The 18,450-nt window shown below is 69.9% G+C and carries 20 protein-coding genes; 15 read left to right on the forward strand and 5 right to left on the reverse strand.

Features of this window, described 5'->3' with window-relative positions; genetic code table 11:
- From KUTG_RS62360 to KUTG_RS44010, 10 genes are all read left to right on the forward strand, one after another.
- A partial coding sequence (locus tag KUTG_RS62360; RefSeq protein WP_232241267.1) for a preATP grasp domain-containing protein occupies nucleotides 1-1,259 on the forward strand: 1,259 nt, incomplete at its 5' end.
- Nucleotides 1,256-2,524, forward strand: a complete 1,269-nt coding sequence (locus KUTG_RS43970) for a type III PLP-dependent enzyme (RefSeq protein WP_043725634.1) — start codon at nucleotides 1,256-1,258, stop codon at nucleotides 2,522-2,524. The genes KUTG_RS62360 and KUTG_RS43970, both read left to right, overlap by 4 nt.
- Nucleotides 2,524-2,784: an acyl carrier protein gene (locus KUTG_RS43975; RefSeq protein ID WP_043725638.1), complete on the forward strand. Its 261-nt coding sequence runs from the start codon at nucleotides 2,524-2,526 to the stop codon at nucleotides 2,782-2,784. Before KUTG_RS43970 ends, KUTG_RS43975 begins: the two co-directional genes overlap by 1 nt.
- Before the next feature lie 2 nt (nucleotides 2,785-2,786).
- Nucleotides 2,787-3,722: a 3-oxoacyl-[acyl-carrier-protein] synthase III C-terminal domain-containing protein gene (locus KUTG_RS43980; protein ID WP_043725643.1), complete on the forward strand. Its 936-nt coding sequence runs from the start codon at nucleotides 2,787-2,789 to the stop codon at nucleotides 3,720-3,722.
- Nucleotides 3,719-4,312: an acyl-CoA dehydrogenase family protein gene (locus KUTG_RS43985; protein WP_043725645.1), complete on the forward strand. Its 594-nt coding sequence runs from the start codon at nucleotides 3,719-3,721 to the stop codon at nucleotides 4,310-4,312. Before KUTG_RS43980 ends, KUTG_RS43985 begins: the two co-directional genes overlap by 4 nt.
- Nucleotides 4,312-5,448 carry an acyl-CoA dehydrogenase family protein gene (locus tag KUTG_RS43990; protein WP_043725646.1) on the forward strand — a complete coding sequence of 379 codons (1,137 nt, stop codon included), beginning with the start codon at nucleotides 4,312-4,314 and terminating at the stop codon, nucleotides 5,446-5,448. Before KUTG_RS43985 ends, KUTG_RS43990 begins: the two co-directional genes overlap by 1 nt.
- Nucleotides 5,441-6,163: a hypothetical protein gene (locus KUTG_RS43995; RefSeq protein ID WP_043725648.1), complete on the forward strand. Its 723-nt coding sequence runs from the start codon at nucleotides 5,441-5,443 to the stop codon at nucleotides 6,161-6,163. The genes KUTG_RS43990 and KUTG_RS43995 overlap by 8 nt, the downstream gene beginning before the upstream one ends.
- Nucleotides 6,160-6,543, forward strand: coding sequence for a holo-ACP synthase (locus KUTG_RS44000; RefSeq protein ID WP_043725650.1), 384 nt, complete (start codon nucleotides 6,160-6,162; stop codon nucleotides 6,541-6,543). The genes KUTG_RS43995 and KUTG_RS44000 overlap by 4 nt, the downstream gene beginning before the upstream one ends.
- Nucleotides 6,540-8,033 (forward strand): AMP-binding protein, encoded by a 1,494-nt coding sequence (locus tag KUTG_RS44005; protein ID WP_043725653.1) that lies wholly within the window; start codon nucleotides 6,540-6,542, stop codon nucleotides 8,031-8,033. The genes KUTG_RS44000 and KUTG_RS44005 overlap by 4 nt, the downstream gene beginning before the upstream one ends.
- Complete coding sequence (locus KUTG_RS44010; protein WP_043725655.1) at nucleotides 8,030-8,977, forward strand: 3-oxoacyl-[acyl-carrier-protein] synthase III C-terminal domain-containing protein; 948 nt, start codon at nucleotides 8,030-8,032, stop codon at nucleotides 8,975-8,977. Before KUTG_RS44005 ends, KUTG_RS44010 begins: the two co-directional genes overlap by 4 nt.
- Nucleotides 8,978-9,242: 265 nt before the next feature.
- Here the strand turns inward: KUTG_RS44010 and KUTG_RS44015 are convergent, their stop codons facing one another.
- Together KUTG_RS44015 and KUTG_RS44020 are read right to left on the reverse strand one after the other, a co-directional pair.
- Nucleotides 9,243-9,941 (reverse strand): alpha/beta fold hydrolase, encoded by a 699-nt coding sequence (locus KUTG_RS44015; protein WP_043725658.1) that lies wholly within the window; start codon nucleotides 9,939-9,941, stop codon nucleotides 9,243-9,245.
- Nucleotides 9,942-10,125: 184 nt separating this feature from the next.
- Nucleotides 10,126-11,130: a helix-turn-helix transcriptional regulator gene (locus KUTG_RS44020; protein ID WP_157495217.1), complete on the reverse strand. Its 1,005-nt coding sequence runs from the start codon at nucleotides 11,128-11,130 to the stop codon at nucleotides 10,126-10,128.
- A gap of 170 nt (nucleotides 11,131-11,300) precedes the next feature.
- Between KUTG_RS44020 and KUTG_RS44025 the strand changes: the two genes are divergently transcribed.
- The 5 genes from KUTG_RS44025 (at nucleotide 11,301) to KUTG_RS44045 (ending at nucleotide 15,430) form a co-directional block, all read left to right on the forward strand.
- Complete coding sequence (locus KUTG_RS44025; RefSeq protein WP_052396112.1) at nucleotides 11,301-11,561, forward strand: phosphopantetheine-binding protein; 261 nt, start codon at nucleotides 11,301-11,303, stop codon at nucleotides 11,559-11,561.
- A complete protein-coding gene (locus tag KUTG_RS44030) occupies nucleotides 11,554-13,041 on the forward strand; it encodes an acyl-CoA ligase (AMP-forming), exosortase A system-associated (protein ID WP_043725663.1) in 1,488 nt (495 codons plus the stop codon). The genes KUTG_RS44025 and KUTG_RS44030 overlap by 8 nt, the downstream gene beginning before the upstream one ends.
- A complete protein-coding gene (locus tag KUTG_RS44035) occupies nucleotides 13,035-13,868 on the forward strand; it encodes an ABC transporter ATP-binding protein (protein WP_043725665.1) in 834 nt (277 codons plus the stop codon). The genes KUTG_RS44030 and KUTG_RS44035 overlap by 7 nt, the downstream gene beginning before the upstream one ends.
- Entirely contained in the window at nucleotides 13,858-14,631 is a 774-nt protein-coding gene (locus KUTG_RS44040) for an ABC transporter permease (RefSeq protein WP_043725668.1), read from the forward strand. The genes KUTG_RS44035 and KUTG_RS44040 overlap by 11 nt, the downstream gene beginning before the upstream one ends.
- An 82-nt stretch (nucleotides 14,632-14,713) precedes the next feature.
- Nucleotides 14,714-15,430 (forward strand): hypothetical protein, encoded by a 717-nt coding sequence (locus KUTG_RS44045; protein ID WP_157495218.1) that lies wholly within the window; start codon nucleotides 14,714-14,716, stop codon nucleotides 15,428-15,430.
- Nucleotides 15,431-15,517: 87 nt separating this feature from the next.
- Here KUTG_RS44045 and KUTG_RS44050 read toward each other — a convergent pair whose 3' ends face one another.
- Genes KUTG_RS44050 through KUTG_RS44060 form a run of 3 tightly spaced genes read right to left on the reverse strand, consistent with a single transcriptional unit; the run spans nucleotide 15,518 to nucleotide 18,443 of the window.
- Nucleotides 15,518-16,261 (reverse strand): thioesterase II family protein, encoded by a 744-nt coding sequence (locus tag KUTG_RS44050; protein WP_052396113.1) that lies wholly within the window; start codon nucleotides 16,259-16,261, stop codon nucleotides 15,518-15,520.
- A complete protein-coding gene (locus KUTG_RS44055; RefSeq protein ID WP_232241268.1) occupies nucleotides 16,258-17,313 on the reverse strand; it encodes an HAD-IIIC family phosphatase in 1,056 nt (351 codons plus the stop codon). The genes KUTG_RS44050 and KUTG_RS44055 overlap by 4 nt, the downstream gene beginning before the upstream one ends.
- On the reverse strand, nucleotides 17,310-18,443 hold the full coding sequence (locus tag KUTG_RS44060) for an acyl-CoA dehydrogenase family protein (protein WP_043725678.1): 1,134 nt from the start codon (nucleotides 18,441-18,443) through the stop codon (nucleotides 17,310-17,312). The genes KUTG_RS44055 and KUTG_RS44060 overlap by 4 nt, the downstream gene beginning before the upstream one ends.
- Nucleotides 18,444-18,450 lie beyond the last annotated feature (7 nt).

The following is an 18,450-nucleotide window of genomic DNA, read 5'->3' on the forward strand; positions in this document are numbered from 1 at the left end:
GAGCGGAGCTGGGCGGTCGGGGAGCCGAAGCTGCCCGGGGCCGGCATCGCCTTCGCCGGCGCGACCGGAACCGCATGGAGGAGATGGGCGCGCTGCTGGCCGACGCCGGCGACGTGGTCGTGCTCAAGGCGGCCATGGACGACGAGTTCGCCGCCTACCTGGGCCGCCTCGGCGCCGCCGCCGGCCGCACCGTCAACGCCGAGAACAGCAACCCCGAGCTGATGGTCACCGAGGACGCGCTGAACTCCCCGCTGCTGCTGGAGGAGCTGCGCAAGCTGGCCGACGGCCGCACCTACCTGATGCCGCTGGGCATCTCCGCGGCCGAGGAGGAGCTGTCCAAGGAGACCGGGCTTCCCTTGGCCGGCACCACCGCCCAGACCTGCAAGGCGGTCAACGGCAAGATCTTCAGCCGCCAGCTGGTCTCGGAGATCGGCATCCGCGAGGTGCCGGGCCGGATCGTGCGCACGGTCGGCGAGCTCCGCCCCGCGCTGACCGAGCTGCTGGCCGACGGCGGCCGCGTCGTCGTCAAGGAATCCCTCGGCGTGTCGGGACGCGGCATGGTCGTCGTGGCCGACGAGAAGGCCGCCGGCCGGCTGCTGCGGCTGATCGAGCGCCGCGGCCTGGACGCGCCGGCCAACCTGGTCGTGGAGTCGTGGATCGAGCACGCCCAGGACCTCAACTACCAGTTCGTGGTGTCCCGCAACGGAGACGTGCGCTTCGAGACGGTGAAGGCGGCCGTGCTCAAGGACGGCGTGCACCAGGGCCACCGCTTCCCGGTCGAGCTGCCGCCGGTCGCCGCGGCCGAGCTCCAGGAGGCCGTGCAGAAGATCGGCAGGGCGCTGCACGAGGAGGGCTTCTTCGGCCTCGTCGGCGTGGACGCGATGCTCGCCACCGACGGAACCCTCTACCCGTGCCTGGAGATCAACGCCCGGTTCAACATGTCCACGTACCAGAGCCGGATCGCCGAGCGCTTCATCCCCGACGGCGCGCACGCCATCGCCGCCACCTTCGGCCTGCGCCCGTCCCGGGTGCACACCTTCGCCGAGGTCACCGCCGCGCTCGGCGAGCTGCTGCTGGACGAGGGCCGCACCACCGGCGTGCTGGTCAACAACTTCGCGACGCTCAACGCCGCCGCCACCGACGGCAGCTTCCACGGCCGCCTGTACGCCATCTGCGTCGCCGAGAGCGCCGACGCGGCGCTGGAACTGCGCCAGGAAGCCGAAGCACGCCTGCAGAGAATGGTGGGGAACCAGTCATGAAGATCCAGGGCATCGAATACGAGGAGCTGGCGCAGCAGTTCGGCACCCCGCTCTACGTCTACGACGGCGACGTGCTCACCGACACGATCACGGGGCTGCGCAAGGCCTTGCACCCGAAGCTGGAGATCTTCTACTCGCTCAAGGCCAACCCGAACGTCAGCGTGTACGCCGCGCTGAAGGCCGGCGGCGCCCGCGCCGAAGTCTCCTCCCTGGTGGAGCTTCGCACCGTGCTGCAGGCCGGCACTGCCCCGGAGGACATCATCTTCCTCGGCCCCGGCAAGAGCGAGTGCGAGCTGCGGGCCTGCGTCGAGACCGGTGTGTACGCCATCGTCTGCGAGTCCTTCGACGAGCTCGACCACATCGAGCGCATCGCCGCGCAATGGGGCGTGTACCAACGGGTTCTGCTGCGCATCAACCCGGCCCTGGCGATCAGCGGGTCGCGGCTGACCATGGGCGGCAAGCCCCGCCAGTTCGGCATCGACGAGGCGCAGGTGCTGGCGGCCGGCGACCTCACCGCCAAGTACCTGCACGCGGACGTGGCCGGCATCCAGGTGTACATGGGCACCCGGATCCTGGACGCGGACGTGGTCGGCAAGAACACCCGCTACATCCTGGACCTGGCCGAGCGGGTGGCCGAGGCGTGCCACATCCGACTGGACACTGTGGACATCGGCGGCGGCCTCGGCGTGGCCTACTTCGACGGCGAGCAGGACATCGACGCCGTGGACGTGGCCACCGAGATCAACCCGCTGCTGGACAAGTTCGTCGGCGCGCACCCGGAGACCCGGCTGGTCATGGAGTCCGGGCGTTTCCTGGCCGGCCGCGCCGGCGTCTACGTGATGGGCGTGCGGTACGTGAAGGAGTCGATGGGGGAGCGCTTCGCCATCGCCGATGGCGGCACCCACCACCACATGGCGGCGGTCGGCATCGGCTCCTTCGTCAAGCGCAACTTCCCGGCGGCCCTGCTGTCCCGCCGCGAGGACGTCGGCGAGCCGGAGCCGTGGAACGTCACCGGTCCGCTGTGCACGCCCAACGACTCGGTCCTCAAGCACGCCGACCTGCCCGCGCTCAAGCCCGGCGACCTGATCGGCATCCTCAACTCCGGCGCGTACGGGCCGACGGCCTCGCCCGGCCTGTTCCTCAGCCACGGCTACCCGGCCGAGGTCCTTGTCACCGGCGGGCAGGCGCACCTGGTGCGCCGCCGCGACGAGGCGGAAGACCTGCTCCGCCACCAGATCCTCGTCAACACCAAGAAGGAGTCCTGATGAACCGCGAAGAGATCGTCGCCCACCTGCGTGTCGCCCTGTCGGCCGTGCTGAACAAGGAGGTCGGCGAGCTGTCGCCGGAGTCCCGCCTGTTCGAGGACCTGGCGCTGGACTCCACCAGCGTGATCGAGCTGCTGATGTCGCTGGAGGACACCATCGGCCTGGAGATCGACCCGGACGAGCTGGGCCCCGAGGTGTTCCAGACGGTGGGCAGCCTGACCGACTACATCCAGCACGGCTTCGCCAAGGCCGCGGTCTGACGATGCCGATCGGACTGTCCAAAGTGGCCGTCCAGCTGCCGGGACGGTCCGAGCCGGTGCCGGACATCCTGCTGCGCGCCGGGCGGGACGCCATGGAGCGCAAGATGTTCGCCAAGATCCACGGCCTGCGCGAGAGCCCGACGCTGGCCGACCACGAGCAGATGGAGGACCTGTTCGTGGCGGCCGGCCGGGCCGCCCTCGACGGCGGCACGGCCGGGCTGGTGCTCTACGGGCACACCATGCTCACGCAGGAGTTCGGGCTGCGCGGCGGATTCCCGGACCGGGTCCGGGCCCGGCTGGGGCTGTCCGGCAGTCGGTTCTTCGGCCTCTCGCACGTGAACTGCACGTCGGTGCTGCGCAGCCTGGACTTCGCCCGGCGCTACCTGGCCCGCCACCCCGAGGACCGGGTGCTGGTGCTGGGCGGCGACCACGGCAGCGTGCACGACGTGGCCCGGGTGATCCCCGGCATCGCCATCGGCGGCGACGGGGTCGTCGGCCTCACGGTCTCGGCTCGCGGCCGCTATCGCTACCTCGGCGGCGTGACCAGCCGTGACCTGCGGTTCCACCGGAACATGCGGATGTCGCCGCGGGAGGCCGAGGAGTTCAGCCGGGTCTGCTGCGACGAGACCGTGAACACGCTGCACAAGGCCGCCGCCGCGGTCGGCATGACCGTGGACGAGCTGGACTGGGTGCTGCCGCACCTGTCCAACCGGATGTTCTGGGGCAGCGTGAGCCGCCGCGCGGGCATCCCCAGGGAGAAGGTCCTGTTGGATCTGATCCCGTTGTGCGGGCACAACTTCGGCGCGGACGCGCTGATGGCGCTGGACCACGCCGACCGCACCGGCCGGCTGCGCCCCGGTGACCGCTGCGCCCTGGTCTCGGTGGCCCAGGGCGCGTACTTCCACACCGCGATCGTCGAAGTCGAGGAGGACTCATGAGCACTGTTCTCGAGCAGTGCGAGCGGATCGCGCGGGACGAGGGTCTGGCCGCCGGCCTGGCCGCCGCGCTGTCGGGCACCGAGGTCACCGCCGCCGCACCCGGATCCCATGCCGCCGTGCCGAAGGCGGTCGTGCCAGCAGGTGCGGATATTCGCACGCACAGCCTGGCCGACCTTGAGGACATCGTGTTCCTGGCCTGCCCGGGTGAGCGGCCGGCCGCGGACTACACGCTGGCCGAGATCGGACGGCTGCTGGCCGCGGTGCGCATCGGCACCGTGCGCCGCCTGCTGGATGAGGCCGTCGCCTACCTGACCGAGCGGACCGTCGGCGACGAGCCCCTGATCCGCAAGCAGCTGATCACCGGCACGATCGGGGACGTCGCCGCCGAGCTGGAGATGGCCCGGGCCTACGCCTCCGTGCCGCTGGCCCCGGACGCACTGGCCGACCTGCACACCAAGCTCGACGACCTGGGCTGGCAGGTGACGCAGCTGTTCGGCGCGGCCGGTTACATCGCCGACCACCCGGTGCGGGCGCTGTACGTGTCGGCGCTGGTGGCCAACACCTGGATCGACCGGAGGGGAGCGGCGTGATGATCGAGCTCGACGAGAAGCTGCGGGCCGTGCGCGACGACTGCCGGGATGCCGTCGAGGACATGCGCTCCCGGGCCCTGTCCATCGACGCCGACCCGGACGACATGGAGTCGCACTTCAACTCGCCCGTGTACACCATGATCCGGCTGTCCAACACGCCGCCGGAGTACCGTGAGTCCGTTCCCGGCGGATTCCGTCTGATGAAGGCGAAGTCGGTGCTGGAGGACATCGTCGGCATGGTCGAGCTGGCCCGCGGCGACATGTCCACCATGTTCGCCTGCCCGTGCCCGGCGCTGGCCGGCGTGTACGTCAGCCTGCTGGGCAACCCGGCGCAGCAGGAGAAGTTCTACACACGCCTGCACGGCGGCCGGACCTGGACGTTCTTCGCGATGAGCGAGCCGGGGGCCGGCAGCGACGCCACCAACATGACCACCAGGCTGGAGAAGGACGGCAACGGCGGCTACCTGATGTACGGTGCCAAGCGGTACATCGGCCACGGCGCGCGCGGTGGCATCGGCCTGGTTTTCGGCCGCACGGGCCGTTCCGCGCTGTCGATCCGGGCCGCCATGGTCGAGGTGCCGGCCTCGGGATTCACGGCGCAGCGCCTGAACACGGTCGGCCTGCGTGGCGCCTACCTGTCCGAGCTTCAGTTCGACGGCGTGCCGGTGGCCGCGGACATGCTGCTGGGCGAACACCTGCCGGTCACCCGGCGCGGGATCTGGGGCGCGGTCAAGACTTTGAACAACATGCGGATCCAGATCTCGGCCTCGGCCGTGGGCACCGCGATGGCCATCACGGAATACGTGGCCGAGCACCGGAAGAACGCCCCCGGCGTGGACCTGGCGCTGGCCCGGGCCGAGGCCGGCAAGCAGCTGATCTTCCAGGCCGCGGCCCGTCTCGACGCCGACCCGGAGCGGGGCTACTTCGCCAGCGCGTCCAAGCTCAGCGCCGTGCGCATGGCCCAGCAGACCGCGCAGTGGGCCATCGCGTCCATCGGTCCGGCCGGCCTGATCGAGCATCCGTTGCTGGAGAAGTGGACCCGGGACGTGCGGGCCTTCGAGTTCATGGACGGCACCAGCAACATTCAGCGCCTGCACGTGGCCCGCGGCTACCAGTCGGGAGACGCAGATGTCTGATCTGAGTATCACTCGGTTATGTGCGGCCGTTCGGACGCACACGGACTACCTTCCGCTGACGGCCTTTCCGGACGACCTGCTGCCCAAACAGCGGGTGGAGGCGGCGATCCAGGAGGGCATCCCGCAGGAGCACCTGATCGTCGTCAACCCGGCCGACTCGGATCTGCCCGAGCTGAGCGACCTGGCGCTGGCCGCGGTCGGCGTGCCGGACGACGACCAGCCGCTGTTCCTGATCCGCTCCGGCCCGCTGCGCGACCCGATGGTCACGCTGCTGGCGCGCATGGTGCTGAAGTTCGGCTGGCGCGGCGACGACATCGGCATCACGCACCTGGACGAACTCGGCGGCACGGTGGGGTTCGAGTTGCTGGACTGGGCGGTTCCCTCCGTGGCAACGGTGTTGATCTGCGACGAGCCGGTGTTCGCCGACGCCCGCGTCGGCGCCGGCCGCTTCGCCACCGTGGGCCTGCGCGTGCAGCAGGGACCCGGTCCGCTGCGGGTTCTCGACGTGGGCGAGGGCGCCCCGGGGTCCTTTTCGGACGTCGAGTGGCGGTTCACCGGGGCCGGGGCATGTGACGGCTGGCTGGACGTGCACGCGGCGTTGAGCGCCGGCGACGTCGCCGACGGCGACCGGATCCTGTTGCACACCAAGGGCCCGCTGCGTGAGGGCTGGCTGCTGGCCCAGGTCGTGGAGGCCGCGGCGGTGGAACTGGCATGAAAATCGCCGTCGACCTGCTGTCGGTGTCCCGCTTCAGCCGGGTCGCCGAACACCGCCGCTACCGCGGGCTCGTGTTCACCGAGGGCGAGCTGGCGCAGGCGGGGGAGCCCGGCACGGCGCGGCACGCCGAGCGGCTGGCCGGCCGGTTCTGCGTCAAGGAAGCCGTCTGCAAGCTGCTGGGCCGCGGCTTCGGGCAGGGCCTGCGCTGGCGGGACATCGAGGTGATCGCGGACGAGTGGGGAGCGCCCGCGGTGACCCTGCACGGCGGGGCCGAGCAGCTGGCCGACGCGGCGCGGCTCGGTGACATCGCCGTCTCCATCACCCATCAAGTGGATCTTGTCGTCGCGGTGGCCGCCGCCGTGCGGAAGGGAACGTCATGACCAGGAGCATCGCCACCGAGGGCGTGCTGCACGGCTGGTTCCTGCGCAGTCTGCGCCGGAACCCGACGGCGGTCGCGCTGCGGGTGGCCGGAGAATCGTATACGTACCAGCAGATCCACGACCACGCGCTGACGCTGGCCGGCGAGCTGGTCGCCCGCCTGGGCACGCAGCCGCGCCGTGTCGGCCTGCTGGCCAGCCGCAGCGAGCTCGCCTACGCCGGCATCCTGGCCGCCGGTTACGCCGGCGCCGCGGTGGTGCCGCTGAACCCGGACTTCCCGGCCGAGCGGACCCAGGGCATGATCACCGCCGCCGGCCTCGACGCGCTGCTGGTCGACGACAACGGCCGGCCGTTGTTGGGGGAGTTGGGTTCTGCGCTCGGCGGCGCGCCCGTGATCTTGGAGACCACCGCGCCGCCGCTGGAGCACCCGCACTCGGCCGAGCCCGACGACATCGCCTACATCCTGTTCACGTCCGGTTCGACGGGGCGGCCCAAGGGCGTGCCGGTGCGGCACCGCAACGTCGAGTTCTACCTGCGGTTCGTGCACGACCGCTACGGCTTCGGTCCGTCGGACGTGTTCTCGCAGACCGGCGAGCTGACCTTCGACCTGGCGATGTTCGACATCTTCAGCGCCTGGGGATGCGGCGGGACGCTGGTGTGCATGCCGCCGCAGGCCTTCGTGGCCGTGCCGCAGTTCGTGCGCAAGCATGGGATCACCGTGTGGTGTTCATCGCCGAGCGTGATCTCCCTGGTGCGGCGCATGGGAAAGCTGACGCCGGGATGCATGCCGTCCATGCGACTGGCCGTGTTCTGCGGCGAGCCGCTGCTGCGCGACGACGCCGCCGAGTGGCAGGCCGCGACCGGTGGGCTGGTGGAGAACCTGTACGGCCCCACCGAGCTGACGATCTCGTGCAGCGTGCACACGTGGGATCCCGTGACGTCGCCTTCGCTGTGCGTCAACGACATCGTGTTGATCGGCACCATGCACCCGGGCCTGGACTATGTCCTCGTCGACCCGGATGGGGTCGTCGGGGTTTCTTCCGGCGAGTTGTGCGTGACCGGGCCGCAGATGTTCCCCGGTTATCTGGATCCGCGTGACGACTCCGGCCGGTTCCTGGAGCACGACGGCCGGCGCTGGTACCGCACCGGTGACATCGCACGGCTGGAACCCAACGGGGAGTTGGCCTTTCTCGGCCGCCGCGACCACCAGGTGAAGATCCACGGCGTGCGGGTCGAGCTGTCCGAAGTGGAGAGTGGCCTGCGGCGGCTGGGCGGCGTCACCGACGCCGTTGCCATCGCCCTGGACGGCGAGCTGTACGCGTTCTACCTGGGCCAGGAGCGGCCGGCCGCCGACCTCATGGAGGAGATGGGCACATTCTTCCCCCGGTACCTCATCCCGCTGCACTACCAGCACCTGGCCGAGTTCCCGTTGAACAGCAACCGGAAGACCGACCGTCCGGTGCTCACCGCCCAGATCAGGAGCGGGTTGTGAGCGTCGGGCTGTCCCGGGTGGCGGTGCGGCTGCCGAGCTGGGTGGAGCCGGTCGACGACATCATGGTGCGGGCCGGGCGGCCGGTCACCGAGCGCAAGATGTTCACCAAGGTCTACGGCCTGCGGGACATCCCGTCGTTGGCACCCGACGAGTCGTACGAGGACGTCCTCGTCGAGGCTGGTCGGGCCGCGCTGGCCGGCGGCACCGCCGATCTCGTCCTGTATGGACACACGATGCTGATGGCCGAGACCGACCTGTGCGCGGAGTTCCCGGACCGGCTGCGGGCTCGCCTGGGCCTCAGCGATGCGCGGTTCTACGGCCTCTCGCACATCAACTGCGCCTCGGTGCTGCGCGGTGTGGAGTACGCCCGTATGTACCTGGCCCGGCCGGGGGCTTCGGGCTCCGAGCGGGTGCTGGTGCTCGGCGGCGACCAGGGCAGCGTCGGCGACGACGCCCGGGTCATCGCCGGCACCACCGTCAGCGGGGACTGCGCCGCCGGTGTCATCGTCCATAACGGACAGTCGGCCCGTTACCGCTACCTTGGAGGGGCCGGAGGTCGGGATGCCCGGTTCCATCGGAACATCCGGATGACCAAGGAGGAGAACGCCTTGTTCGCCAAGGTGTGTTCCGCCCAGGTCGTCGAGACCGTCGAACGGGCGGCGGCGTCCGCGGGCATGACCCTGGATCAGCTCGACTGGGTGCTGCCGCACCTGAACAACAAGATGTTCTGGCGGACGTTCAGCATCCAGTCCGGCATCCCACGGGACAAGATCTGCCTGGACCTGATGCCCGAGACCGGACACAGCTTCGGGGCCGACGCCCTGATGGCCATGGAGCACGCCGACCGCGTCGGCCGGCTGCGCCCCGGCGACCGCTGCGCGATGATCGCCATCGGCCAGGGCGCCTACTTCCAGTCCACGATCATCGAGGTGTTGGCGGACTGACCCCCCGCGAGTCACGCTCTCCGGCACACCGAAATGATTCCCTCACCGAGTATCGACTTCTGGTTTGGCCCTCCACCGGTGGCGTGCTAATTGGCACAACATTTACGCTACAGTAACATACACCCATTTAGATCCGCCTTCGTCCTAATTGTGACCAGATCAGAATTCTATTATCAAACTACCATGACCAAATTAGTGCTTAGAGAGAATGTCGTGCAAAAATCTGATGCCTCCCGTGCAGTTCCCAGAGCGTGACTCGCGGGGGTCAGGCGGCGGCGGTGGCGATGAGGGTGGCGACCGTGGCGGGCTGGGAGACGAGGACGGCGTGGGAGGCGTCGGGGACCTCGACGACGGTGGCGTTGGCGCGCTGGGCCATGAAGTGCTGGGCGGCCGGCGGGATGTTCTTGTCGCCGGTGGGGATGAGCGACCACGCGGGGACGGTGTGCCAGGCGGGGGCGCCGGAGCCCTCGGTGAGGGCGGCCTCGGTGACGGGGCGCTGGGTGGCGGCCATGAGGGCGGCCTGGTCGGCGGGCACGTCGGCGGCGAACTGGTTGCGGAACAGCTCCTGCCGCACGTAGAAGTCGGTGTTGCCGTCGGGCTGGGCGACGGTCTGCAGGGTGTCGCCGAGAGTGCTGCCGGGGAACTTGTTGGACAGCTCCAGGGCGCTCTCGCCCTGCTCGGGCAGGAAGCCGGCGATGTAGACCAGCGCCTTGACGTTCGCCTGGTCGACGGCGGCGTTGCTGATGACGGCGCCGCCGTAGGAGTGGCCGACCAGGACGACGGGCCCGTCGACGCTCTGGACCAGGGCCTTGACGGAGGCGGCGTCGGCGGCGAGGCCGCGCAGCGGGTTGGCGGCGGCGATGACCGGGAAGCCGCGGCCGGTCAGGTCGGCGATCACGCCGTTCCAGCTGGCGGAGTCGGCGAACGCGCCGTGCACGAGGATCACGGTCGGCTGGGTGCTCATCTCGGTGTCTCCTTCGGTCTCTCGCTGACATCGAGAACAGTAGGCGATTACATCGTGCACAATCAAGTTGTGAACGATGTGTCACGGGTCACCCGGCTGGGCGGCCTGGTTCACGATGTCTGGCGGTGGGACCGACCCGCACCGCGGGACCGGACGTGTTGCCCTCCTATCGGGACAGAAGGACCTAAGCGCTCATCGTCAGCCGTGACGCCGCCAGCACGCCGGCCTGGAAACGGCTGACGGCGTCGAGGTTCTGCAGCAGCGCGGCGATGTGACGGCGGCAGGTCCGCACCGACATGCCGAGGCGGCGGGCGACGACCTCGTCGGTGAGGCCCTGGGCCATCAGGCGGGCCACGCTCTGCTGGAGGTCGTCGATGGCGTCGGCGTAGCCGGTGTCCTCGGAGGCGAACGGGGTGGCGTTGTCCCAGAGCTGCCCGAACATGTCCAGCAGGAACCGCACGACGTTGCGGTCGCGGACCCGGCGGGCGGTGGGCATGTCGTCGTCGAAGCTGAACATGACGGCCAGCGAGCGGTCGAAGACCACGGCCGCCTGCGGAACCTGGCTCAGAGTGCGGATTTCCGCGCCGTCGGCGATCAGACGCTTGGCCTTGGCCCGGGAGGCGAAGCCGGCGCGGCTGCGGTGCGGGCACACGACCCGCACGGACACCGACCGCTCCAACACCGAGTAGCACGGAGCGAGGAGCTCGTCGAGCAGCTCATCGTCGTCATGGCCGGGCCGCAGCACGACCATCTCGTCCCGGCAGACCTCGGCGGCCAGCTTGAACAGCCCGCGGATCTCGGCCACGCCCTCCAGGCTGTCGATCGCGCCGACGGGCTCGCTCACGTCGACCGACGGCCGGGTGATGGAGTCGATGCGGTCGCGCAGCCGGTCGGCCAGCTCCCGCCGCTGGTACATGGCCCGCTCGATGGGGGAGATCAGCAGCGTCGCCGCGACCTCGGGATCCATCGGCAGGTACCGGCCGGTCGACCCGTCGGTGCGCAGCAGGTGCAGCTCCACCAGGCGGGTCACGGCCGCGAACACCTCGGCGATGGGCAGCGCGAGGTCGGCGGCGGCCCGCTCCGGCGAGATGATCTCGCCGACGCGCACGGCGTAGCGGTAGACCTCCGCCTCACGGTCGTCGGGCACACCGTCGACAACGGGCAGTGGCCCCAGGGTAACCACGGACATGTCGCCTCCCAGTCCTTGTGCTCAGCGACATCCACGGTGTCAAACGATCTTCTCGCGCCACTACTGACGCGCCACTGCTCCGGTGATGGCGCGGTGATGGTGGCGTGAGCGAGGCACATGGTCGACTCGGCGAAGCGTCCAGCCCGACCCCGCAGCCGAGTGAGGAATCCATGGACATACCGCGCTCCTTCCGCAAGACCCTGCTGGCCCACCTGCCCTACGCGGTCAACGAGGACTTCACCGCCGCCGACGACCTGGCCGCGCTCGGCCTGAACTCGATGGGCCTGGTGCAGCTGCTGACCGACCTGGAGGAGACCTTCGGCCTGGAGCTGCCGGACGAGCTGATCACGGAGGAGACCTTCGCGACCGCCGGCTCGCTGTGGGCCACGGTGGCCGAACTCGTGCCCGCGGGGCAGTTCAGCGATGCGTGAGGTCCGGGTCGATCAACTCCTCGGCCATGGGGACCCGGACCGCCCGGCGTTGACCTTCAAGGACGCCACGCTGAGCTATCGGGAACTGGCCGACCGGGTCGCGCGGCTGGCCGCCGGCCTGGCTGGGTTCGGGGTGCGCCGGGGCGACCGGGTCGCGGTGTACGCGGAGAAGCGCATCGACACGGTGGTCGCCCTGATGGCGATCTCCGCCGCGGGGGCCGCCTTCGTGCCGGTGAACCCGCTGTTCAAGGCCCGGCACCTGGCCCACGTCATCGAGGACTGCACGCCCCGCCTGGTGATCACCACCGCCGAGCGCCTGGACACGGTCCGTGACGCGTCGCCGGAGATCCCGGTGGTGGTGTTCGGCTCCGAGCAGTGGCGGACGCTGAGTGAGTCCGAGCCGTCGACAACACCTGTTGTCATCGACCAGGACGTCGCCGCGATCATGTACACCAGCGGCAGCACCGGCGGCCCCAAAGGCGTTGTGCTGTCGCACCGCAACATCCTCGCCGGCGCGGAGAGCGTGGCGAGCTACCTCAAGCAGCGCGCCGACGACGTCGTGCTGGCAGCGCTGCCCCTCAGCTTCGACGCCGGCTTCAGCCAGCTGACCACGTCGTTCCTGGTCGGCGCGCACCTCGTGCTGGTGAACTACCTACTGCCCCGCGAGATCGTGAAGCTGTGTGCCAAGCATGGCGTGACCGGCCTGACCTGCGTGCCTCCGCTGTGGCTGCAACTCGTCACGCAGACCTGGCCGGCGGAGTCCACCGCGAGCCTGCGCTACTTCGCCAACACCGGCGGACGCATGCCCCGCGCCACCCTCGCCCGGCTGCGCGAGATCTTCCCGGCCGCCGAGCCGTACCTCATGTACGGGCTCACCGAAGCGTTCCGTTCCACCTACCTCGACCCGGCCGAGGCCGATCGCCGGCCGGACTCCATCGGCAAAGCCATTCCCAACGCCGAGATCCTCGTCGTCCGTCCGGACGGCACGCCGTGCGAACCCGGTGAGTCCGGCGAGCTCGTGCACCGCGGAGCCCTGGTGGCGCAAGGCTATTGGCGCGATCCGGTGCGTACCGCCGAGCGATTCCGTCCCCTGCCGACGAGTTACGGCAGCGAGATCGCCGTCTGGTCGGGGGACACCGTGTACCAGGACGAGGACGGCTTCCTGTACTTCGTCGGCCGCGGCGACGACATGATCAAGACCTCCGGCTACCGGGTCAGCCCCACGGAGATCGAGGAGGCCGCCTACGCGACCGGCCTCGTCGGCGAGGCGGTCGCGCTCGGCGTCGACGACGAGCGGCTCGGCCAGCACATCGTGCTCGTCGTGACGTTGCTCGGCGGCGCCGGGGATCTGGGGAAAGCCCTTTCCGAGGCGCTGCCGGCGTACATGCTTCCGCACCGCGTCGACGTGCGGGACCAGCTGCCCAGGTCGGTCAACGGCAAGTTCGACCGGCACCTACTGGCCAAGGAGCTGTCGTGTTAGAAGCCACCGACCTGACCAAGAAGTACGACGAGGTGCAGGCGCTGGACGGGTTCAGCCTGTCCGTGGCCGCCGGCGAGATCTGCGGGCTGGTCGGCCACAACGGCGCCGGCAAGACCACTTTCGTGGACATGGTGTCCGGGCTGCTCAGGCCGGACAGCGGCGCCGTGCTCGTGGACGGCGTGCCGCCGCACGAGACCCGGGGCGAGATCGGCATCTCGCCGCAGCACATCGCCCTGTACCGGCCGCTGAGCGTGCGCGAGCACCTGGAGCTGTACGGCCGGCTGGCCGGCCTGCGGCGCAAGGCCCTCAAGGCCGAGATCGAGGAACTGGCCACGGCCATGCAGCTCACCAGCTTCCTGGAGCGCCGCGCCGGTCTGCTGTCGGGCGGCCAGCAGCGGCGTACCCAGGCCGCGACCGCGCTGATCCACCGGCCCAAGCTGCTGCTCATGGACGAGCCGACCGCCGGCGCCGACCCCGAGACCCGGCAGGCGCTGCTGGACGTCGTCAAGCAGCGGGCCGCCGAAGGCGCGGCGATCGTCTACACCACGCACTACCTCAACGAACTGGCCGATCTCAAGGCCAGTCTCGCGGTTGCCTCGCACGGCAAGGTGATCGCCCGCGGCAGCAGCGCCGAGTTGCTCGACGGCCTGCCCGGCGAGGTCCGCGTGCGCACGACCGACCACGAATACCACCGCGCCACAACGGATCCGACCGCCGCGCTGATGGCGGTACTCGCCGAGGCCCGCGGCACCGTCGAGTCCGTCGAACTGCGCAACCCCGACCTTGACGACCTCTACCGTTCCCTGGCGGTCTCCGATGTCCACTGACACCCTGCGCGTTCCCGAGCCGTTGATCCGGGCGGGCGCGCTGATCAAGTACAACTCGCTGCTGCGGCTGCGCGACCCGTCCCAGCTGATCAGCTACCTGGTCGCGCCCATGGTGTTCATGGTGATGTTCCAGCCCCTGTACACCAAGGCGCTGGACTACGGCTCGATCCAGGCCGTCACCGGGCAGCTGATGATGTTCTCGGTGTTCGCGATGTCCATCGTGGCCAACTCGATCTTCGTCGAACGCGAGTGGCTCACCTGGGACCGGCTGCGCGCCAGCCGCGCGGCCCGGGCCGAGCTGCTCATCGGCAAGGCCCTTCCGGTGTTCTTCGTGCTGCTCATCCAGCAGGCCGTGCTGATCGTCTTCGGCTGGGCCGTGGTCGGCATGCCGTTCCCGAAGTCCTTGGGGCTGCTCACGTTGGCCATGTGCGTGTGGGGCTTCGCCCTGCTGGGCATGGGGGCCATGCTGTCCACCATCGTCCGCAGCCGCGGCGACCTGTTCGTCGCCTGCGACGTCGGCGCGCTGCTGATCAGCTCCATCGGCGGCGCCATCCTGCCCGTCGACCTGATGCCGCCGTGGGCCCAGGCCATCACCACCTTCTCGCCCGGCACCTACGGCCTGTCCATGCTGCGCTCCGCCGTCCAGGGCGACGTGGTCGGCACCCTGCAACCCGGGGTGATCTGCTTGGTCATCGGGTTGATCTGCGGCGCCGTGGCCACGTTCCGCCTCGCGCACGGCTGGGGCCGCAGCCACCTCGTGTGACGCCTGACGACGAACGCGCGCTTCCCGAACCGGGGAGCGCGCGTTTGACCTTCTCGTGACGTCATGGTGCAGCGTTGACGGCATGAAAAAGATCCGAACAGCAGTCGCGGTCCGGGACGTGCGGCGGGAACGGGCGCGCGGCGTGGACGGCTGGCTCGCGGCCGAGCGGCGCCTCGGCGAGATGATGCCGCGCCGGGTGGCCAGAATCGTGCTGTACGAGCCGCGAGTCCTGGTGTGCCTGGCGCGATGGGTCCTGCGCCGACATCCGGGCGGCACACCCGGCCATTTCCGTTACAACCGCGAGAAGAAGCCGCTCGTCATCGTGTTCATCGCCCTGCTGGTGTTCGAGTCGCTCGGCATGCACGCGGTGCTGCTGGCCATTTTCGGCAGCCGGTGGTGGATCTGGGCGCTGTTCGACCTGGACGTCTACGCCATGCTGTGGGCGTTCGGCTTCTACGGCTCGATGGTCGTGCTGCCGCACCGGATCACCGACACGGAGCTGCGGCTGCGCTATGCCTACCTGGCCGAGTTCGTGGTGCCGCGCGAGGCGATCCTGTCCGCGCGCCCGAACCGCCGGCCCGAGGCCAAGCCCGGCCGGGTGATCGTCGACGGCGACGAGGCCACCTTCTGCTGCGGAGAGACGACCGTGACCCTGGAACTGGATCCGGCCGTCGAACTGTCCTTTCGGGACAAACCGGTGGGGCCTGTCGGCCGGCTGCACATGACGGCCGACGACCCGCACGCGTTCGTCACGGCCTTGACGGACTCAGCACGTCCACGACGAAGCCAGGCTGTGTGACTCGTTCCGGAAGGCCAGCACGCCCAGGGGAAACCGCCAGCGCGATGGCCGCGCCGGCGGCGAAGGTGATTCGTTTTCCCCAGGTGGTCATGATCGGCGCAGCGCGCCGGCGATCACCCGCAGGGTCTCCTCGGGCTGCTCCAGCACGGCGAAGTGGCCGCCGTTCAACGGGTGCAGGCCGAAGCCGGCGGTGGTCTGGTCGGCCCAGCCACGCATGGAGTCGTAGGTGGCCTGCTGGTCCTCGATGCCGCCCAGCGCCAGGATGGGGACATCGAGCTCGGGGCGGGGCATGTAGCGGTAGGCGACCTTGGCGGTGAGGTCGGCGCGCAGCGGCGGCATGATCATCTTGAGTATCCTCCGGTCGGTGAGGTACTGCTCGGGCGTGCCGCCGAGATCCCGCAGCAGGGCGATGATCTCCTCGTCGGTCACGGCGTCGTCGGCGAAGTCCTCGGACTGCGGGGCGGAGAACCCGGACACGATGAGGTGGGACGGCATGGGCCCGCCCAGGCCTCGGATGACGTGCAGCACCTCGAAAGCGGTCAACGCCCCGAAGCTGTGGCCGTACACCGCATAGGGAGCGTCCTGGGCGTCAGCGAGCAGCGCCTCGGCCAGTTCCGAGGCCAGGGAAGGGATATCCACGTGCGGGGTCTCCCGCAGCCGGGTCTCCCGGCCGGGATACTGCACGGGAAGCACGCTGACGCCGGGAATCCGGCCGATCCACGGGCGGAAGGCTGAGGCGGAGCCGCCGGCGTGCGGCAGGCAGTACAGCCGAAGGCCGCCCTCCGTGTCCGGAAAGGGCAGCCAGCGGCTGTGACCGACAGTGGCGGTCACTCGACGACCTCCATGACGACGTAGCCGGGCGGCGGCTGGATCTGGCTCAGGTCGGCGGCCAGCACGACGTGTTTGCCGTCGCGGGAGGCCTCGCGGAAGCCGCTGAAGGCGTAGGTGATCTGCATCATCCGGTTCCGCCCGGTCTCCACGAAGTCGGCCCGCAGCCCGGCGCCGGCCGCGTGGGCCAGGCCCATGATGTGTCCAAGCAGGACGGTGCCGACGCCGCGGGACATCACCCGGCACGACATCAGCATCATGTTCAGTCGCCAGTCCGGAGAGTCCTTCTCCACCAGGGCCAGGCCGATCTTCCCGTACGAGCCGAAGCGGTCGGTCAGCGAGGCCACCAGCAGCAGATGGTCCGGCGACTCCCGCAGCGCGTCCAGCTCGTCGTAGGAGTACGTGCGACCGGTGGAGTTGAGCTGGTTGGTGCGCACGGTCAGCTCTTCGGCCCGCTGAAGGTCCTCCCGCCGGGCCGGGGCGATGGTGAAGGTCATGCCCAGGCTGGCCAGGAACTCCTCGCTGGTGCCGACGAAGTCGGACTCGATCTCGTCCCGGGCCAGCTGGCTCTGGTACATGCCGCGGCGCTGGGCCGACTCGTCGGTCACGAACCGCGGCCGGAACTCCGGGCGGGACAACACCTCGTCCATCGCGGCACTGTCCACACAGGTCACCTGGGGCAGCGCATGGCCGACCTCGGCCAGTTCGAACTCCTGGTCGTCGACGAAGGCGAACGCGTCCAGCCCGAGATTGAGCTTGGCCGCGATGCGCTCGACCGACGAGGACTTGGCGTTCCACGAGATCTGCGGCCACAGGAACAGGTCGGCCAGGCCCAGCTCGGCCAGCTTGGCCATGGCCGCCTCGTGGTCGTTCTTGCTGGCCACGGAGTTCAGCACGCCCATCGAGTCCAGCCGGCGGATGTGGTCCACGACGGACGGTCGGACCGTGACGGCGGAGTCCTCCAGCAGCACGCCGTCCCACAGCGTGTTGTCCAGGTCCCACACCACACACTTGATCTTGCCCTGGACGGGCTTGGCCAATAGCTCGGCGGTCACGGCTCCCACTTCCGGTAGGCCTCGGCGGCGATGGTCATCCGCTGGATCTCGGTGCTGCCCTCGATGATCTCCATGACCTTGGCGTCACGGTAGAAGCGCCCGACCGGGAACTCCGGGCTGCATCCGTTGGCCCCGTGCACCTGCACCGCCTCGGACGCGTGCCGGGCGGCGGCGGTGGAGGCGAAGTACTTGGCGATCCACGTGGCCATGATCGTGGCGGCGTCACCGCGGTCCTTGAGCCGGCCGGCCTCGGCCAGCAACAGACGCGCGGCCCGCACATCGGTGACCATGTCCGACAGCTTGGCCTGGATCAACGGCAGATCCCGCAGCGCGGTGCCGCCCACGCGGCGCTCGGCGGCGTAGGCCGAACACGCGTCGATGCAGGCCTGGATGATGCCGACCGAGCCGGCGGCCACGCTGTAACGGCCGAGGTCCAGCGTGCCGGTGAGCACCATGCCCGAAGCGAAACCACTGGGCCCCAACAGGGCCTCGGGTCCCAGCTCGACATCTGAGAAGGCGATCTCGGCCAGCATCGACGACCGGGTGCCGAGCATGTCGTCGATCGGGTTCACCAGCACGCCGGGCGCGGTGCTGGGCACCAGCAGCGCGATGGTGCTGGCCGGCCCCTTGGCGAACACCAGGAACAGGTCGGCCCGCTGCCCGTTGGTGGTCCACTTCTTCAGGCCGTTGAGCAGCCAGCCGCCCTTGTGCGGCACGGCGGTCGTGGTGATCGCCGCGGTGTCGCTGCCGGCGCCCGGTTCGGACAGGCAGAACGCGCCGAGCGTGCGGCCGGTGGCCAGCGCCGGCCCCCACTGTTGGATCTGGGCGGCGGTGCCGAAGCGTTGCAGCGCCCAGGACAGCATGGTGTGCACGGTGAGCAGGCTGCGCACCGACGAGCAGCCGCGGCCCACCTCCTCGTGGATCTCGCCGAGCGTCACCATGCCGATGCCCGATCCGCCGATCTCGACCGGCAGGAACGGGGCCCACAGGCCGGCGTCGGCGATCCGGTCCAGCAGCTCCTCCGGGATCGCGCCGGCCCGGTCCCAGGCGTCCGCCTCCGGCCTGATCTCGGAGTCCACGAAGGACCGCGCGTAGGCCCGGTCGAGCGTGGGGGCCAGTTGCTGGGTCATGTCACGC

It is taken from the genome of Kutzneria sp. 744 (assembly GCF_000568255.1).
Classification (GTDB): domain Bacteria; phylum Actinomycetota; class Actinomycetes; order Mycobacteriales; family Pseudonocardiaceae; genus Kutzneria.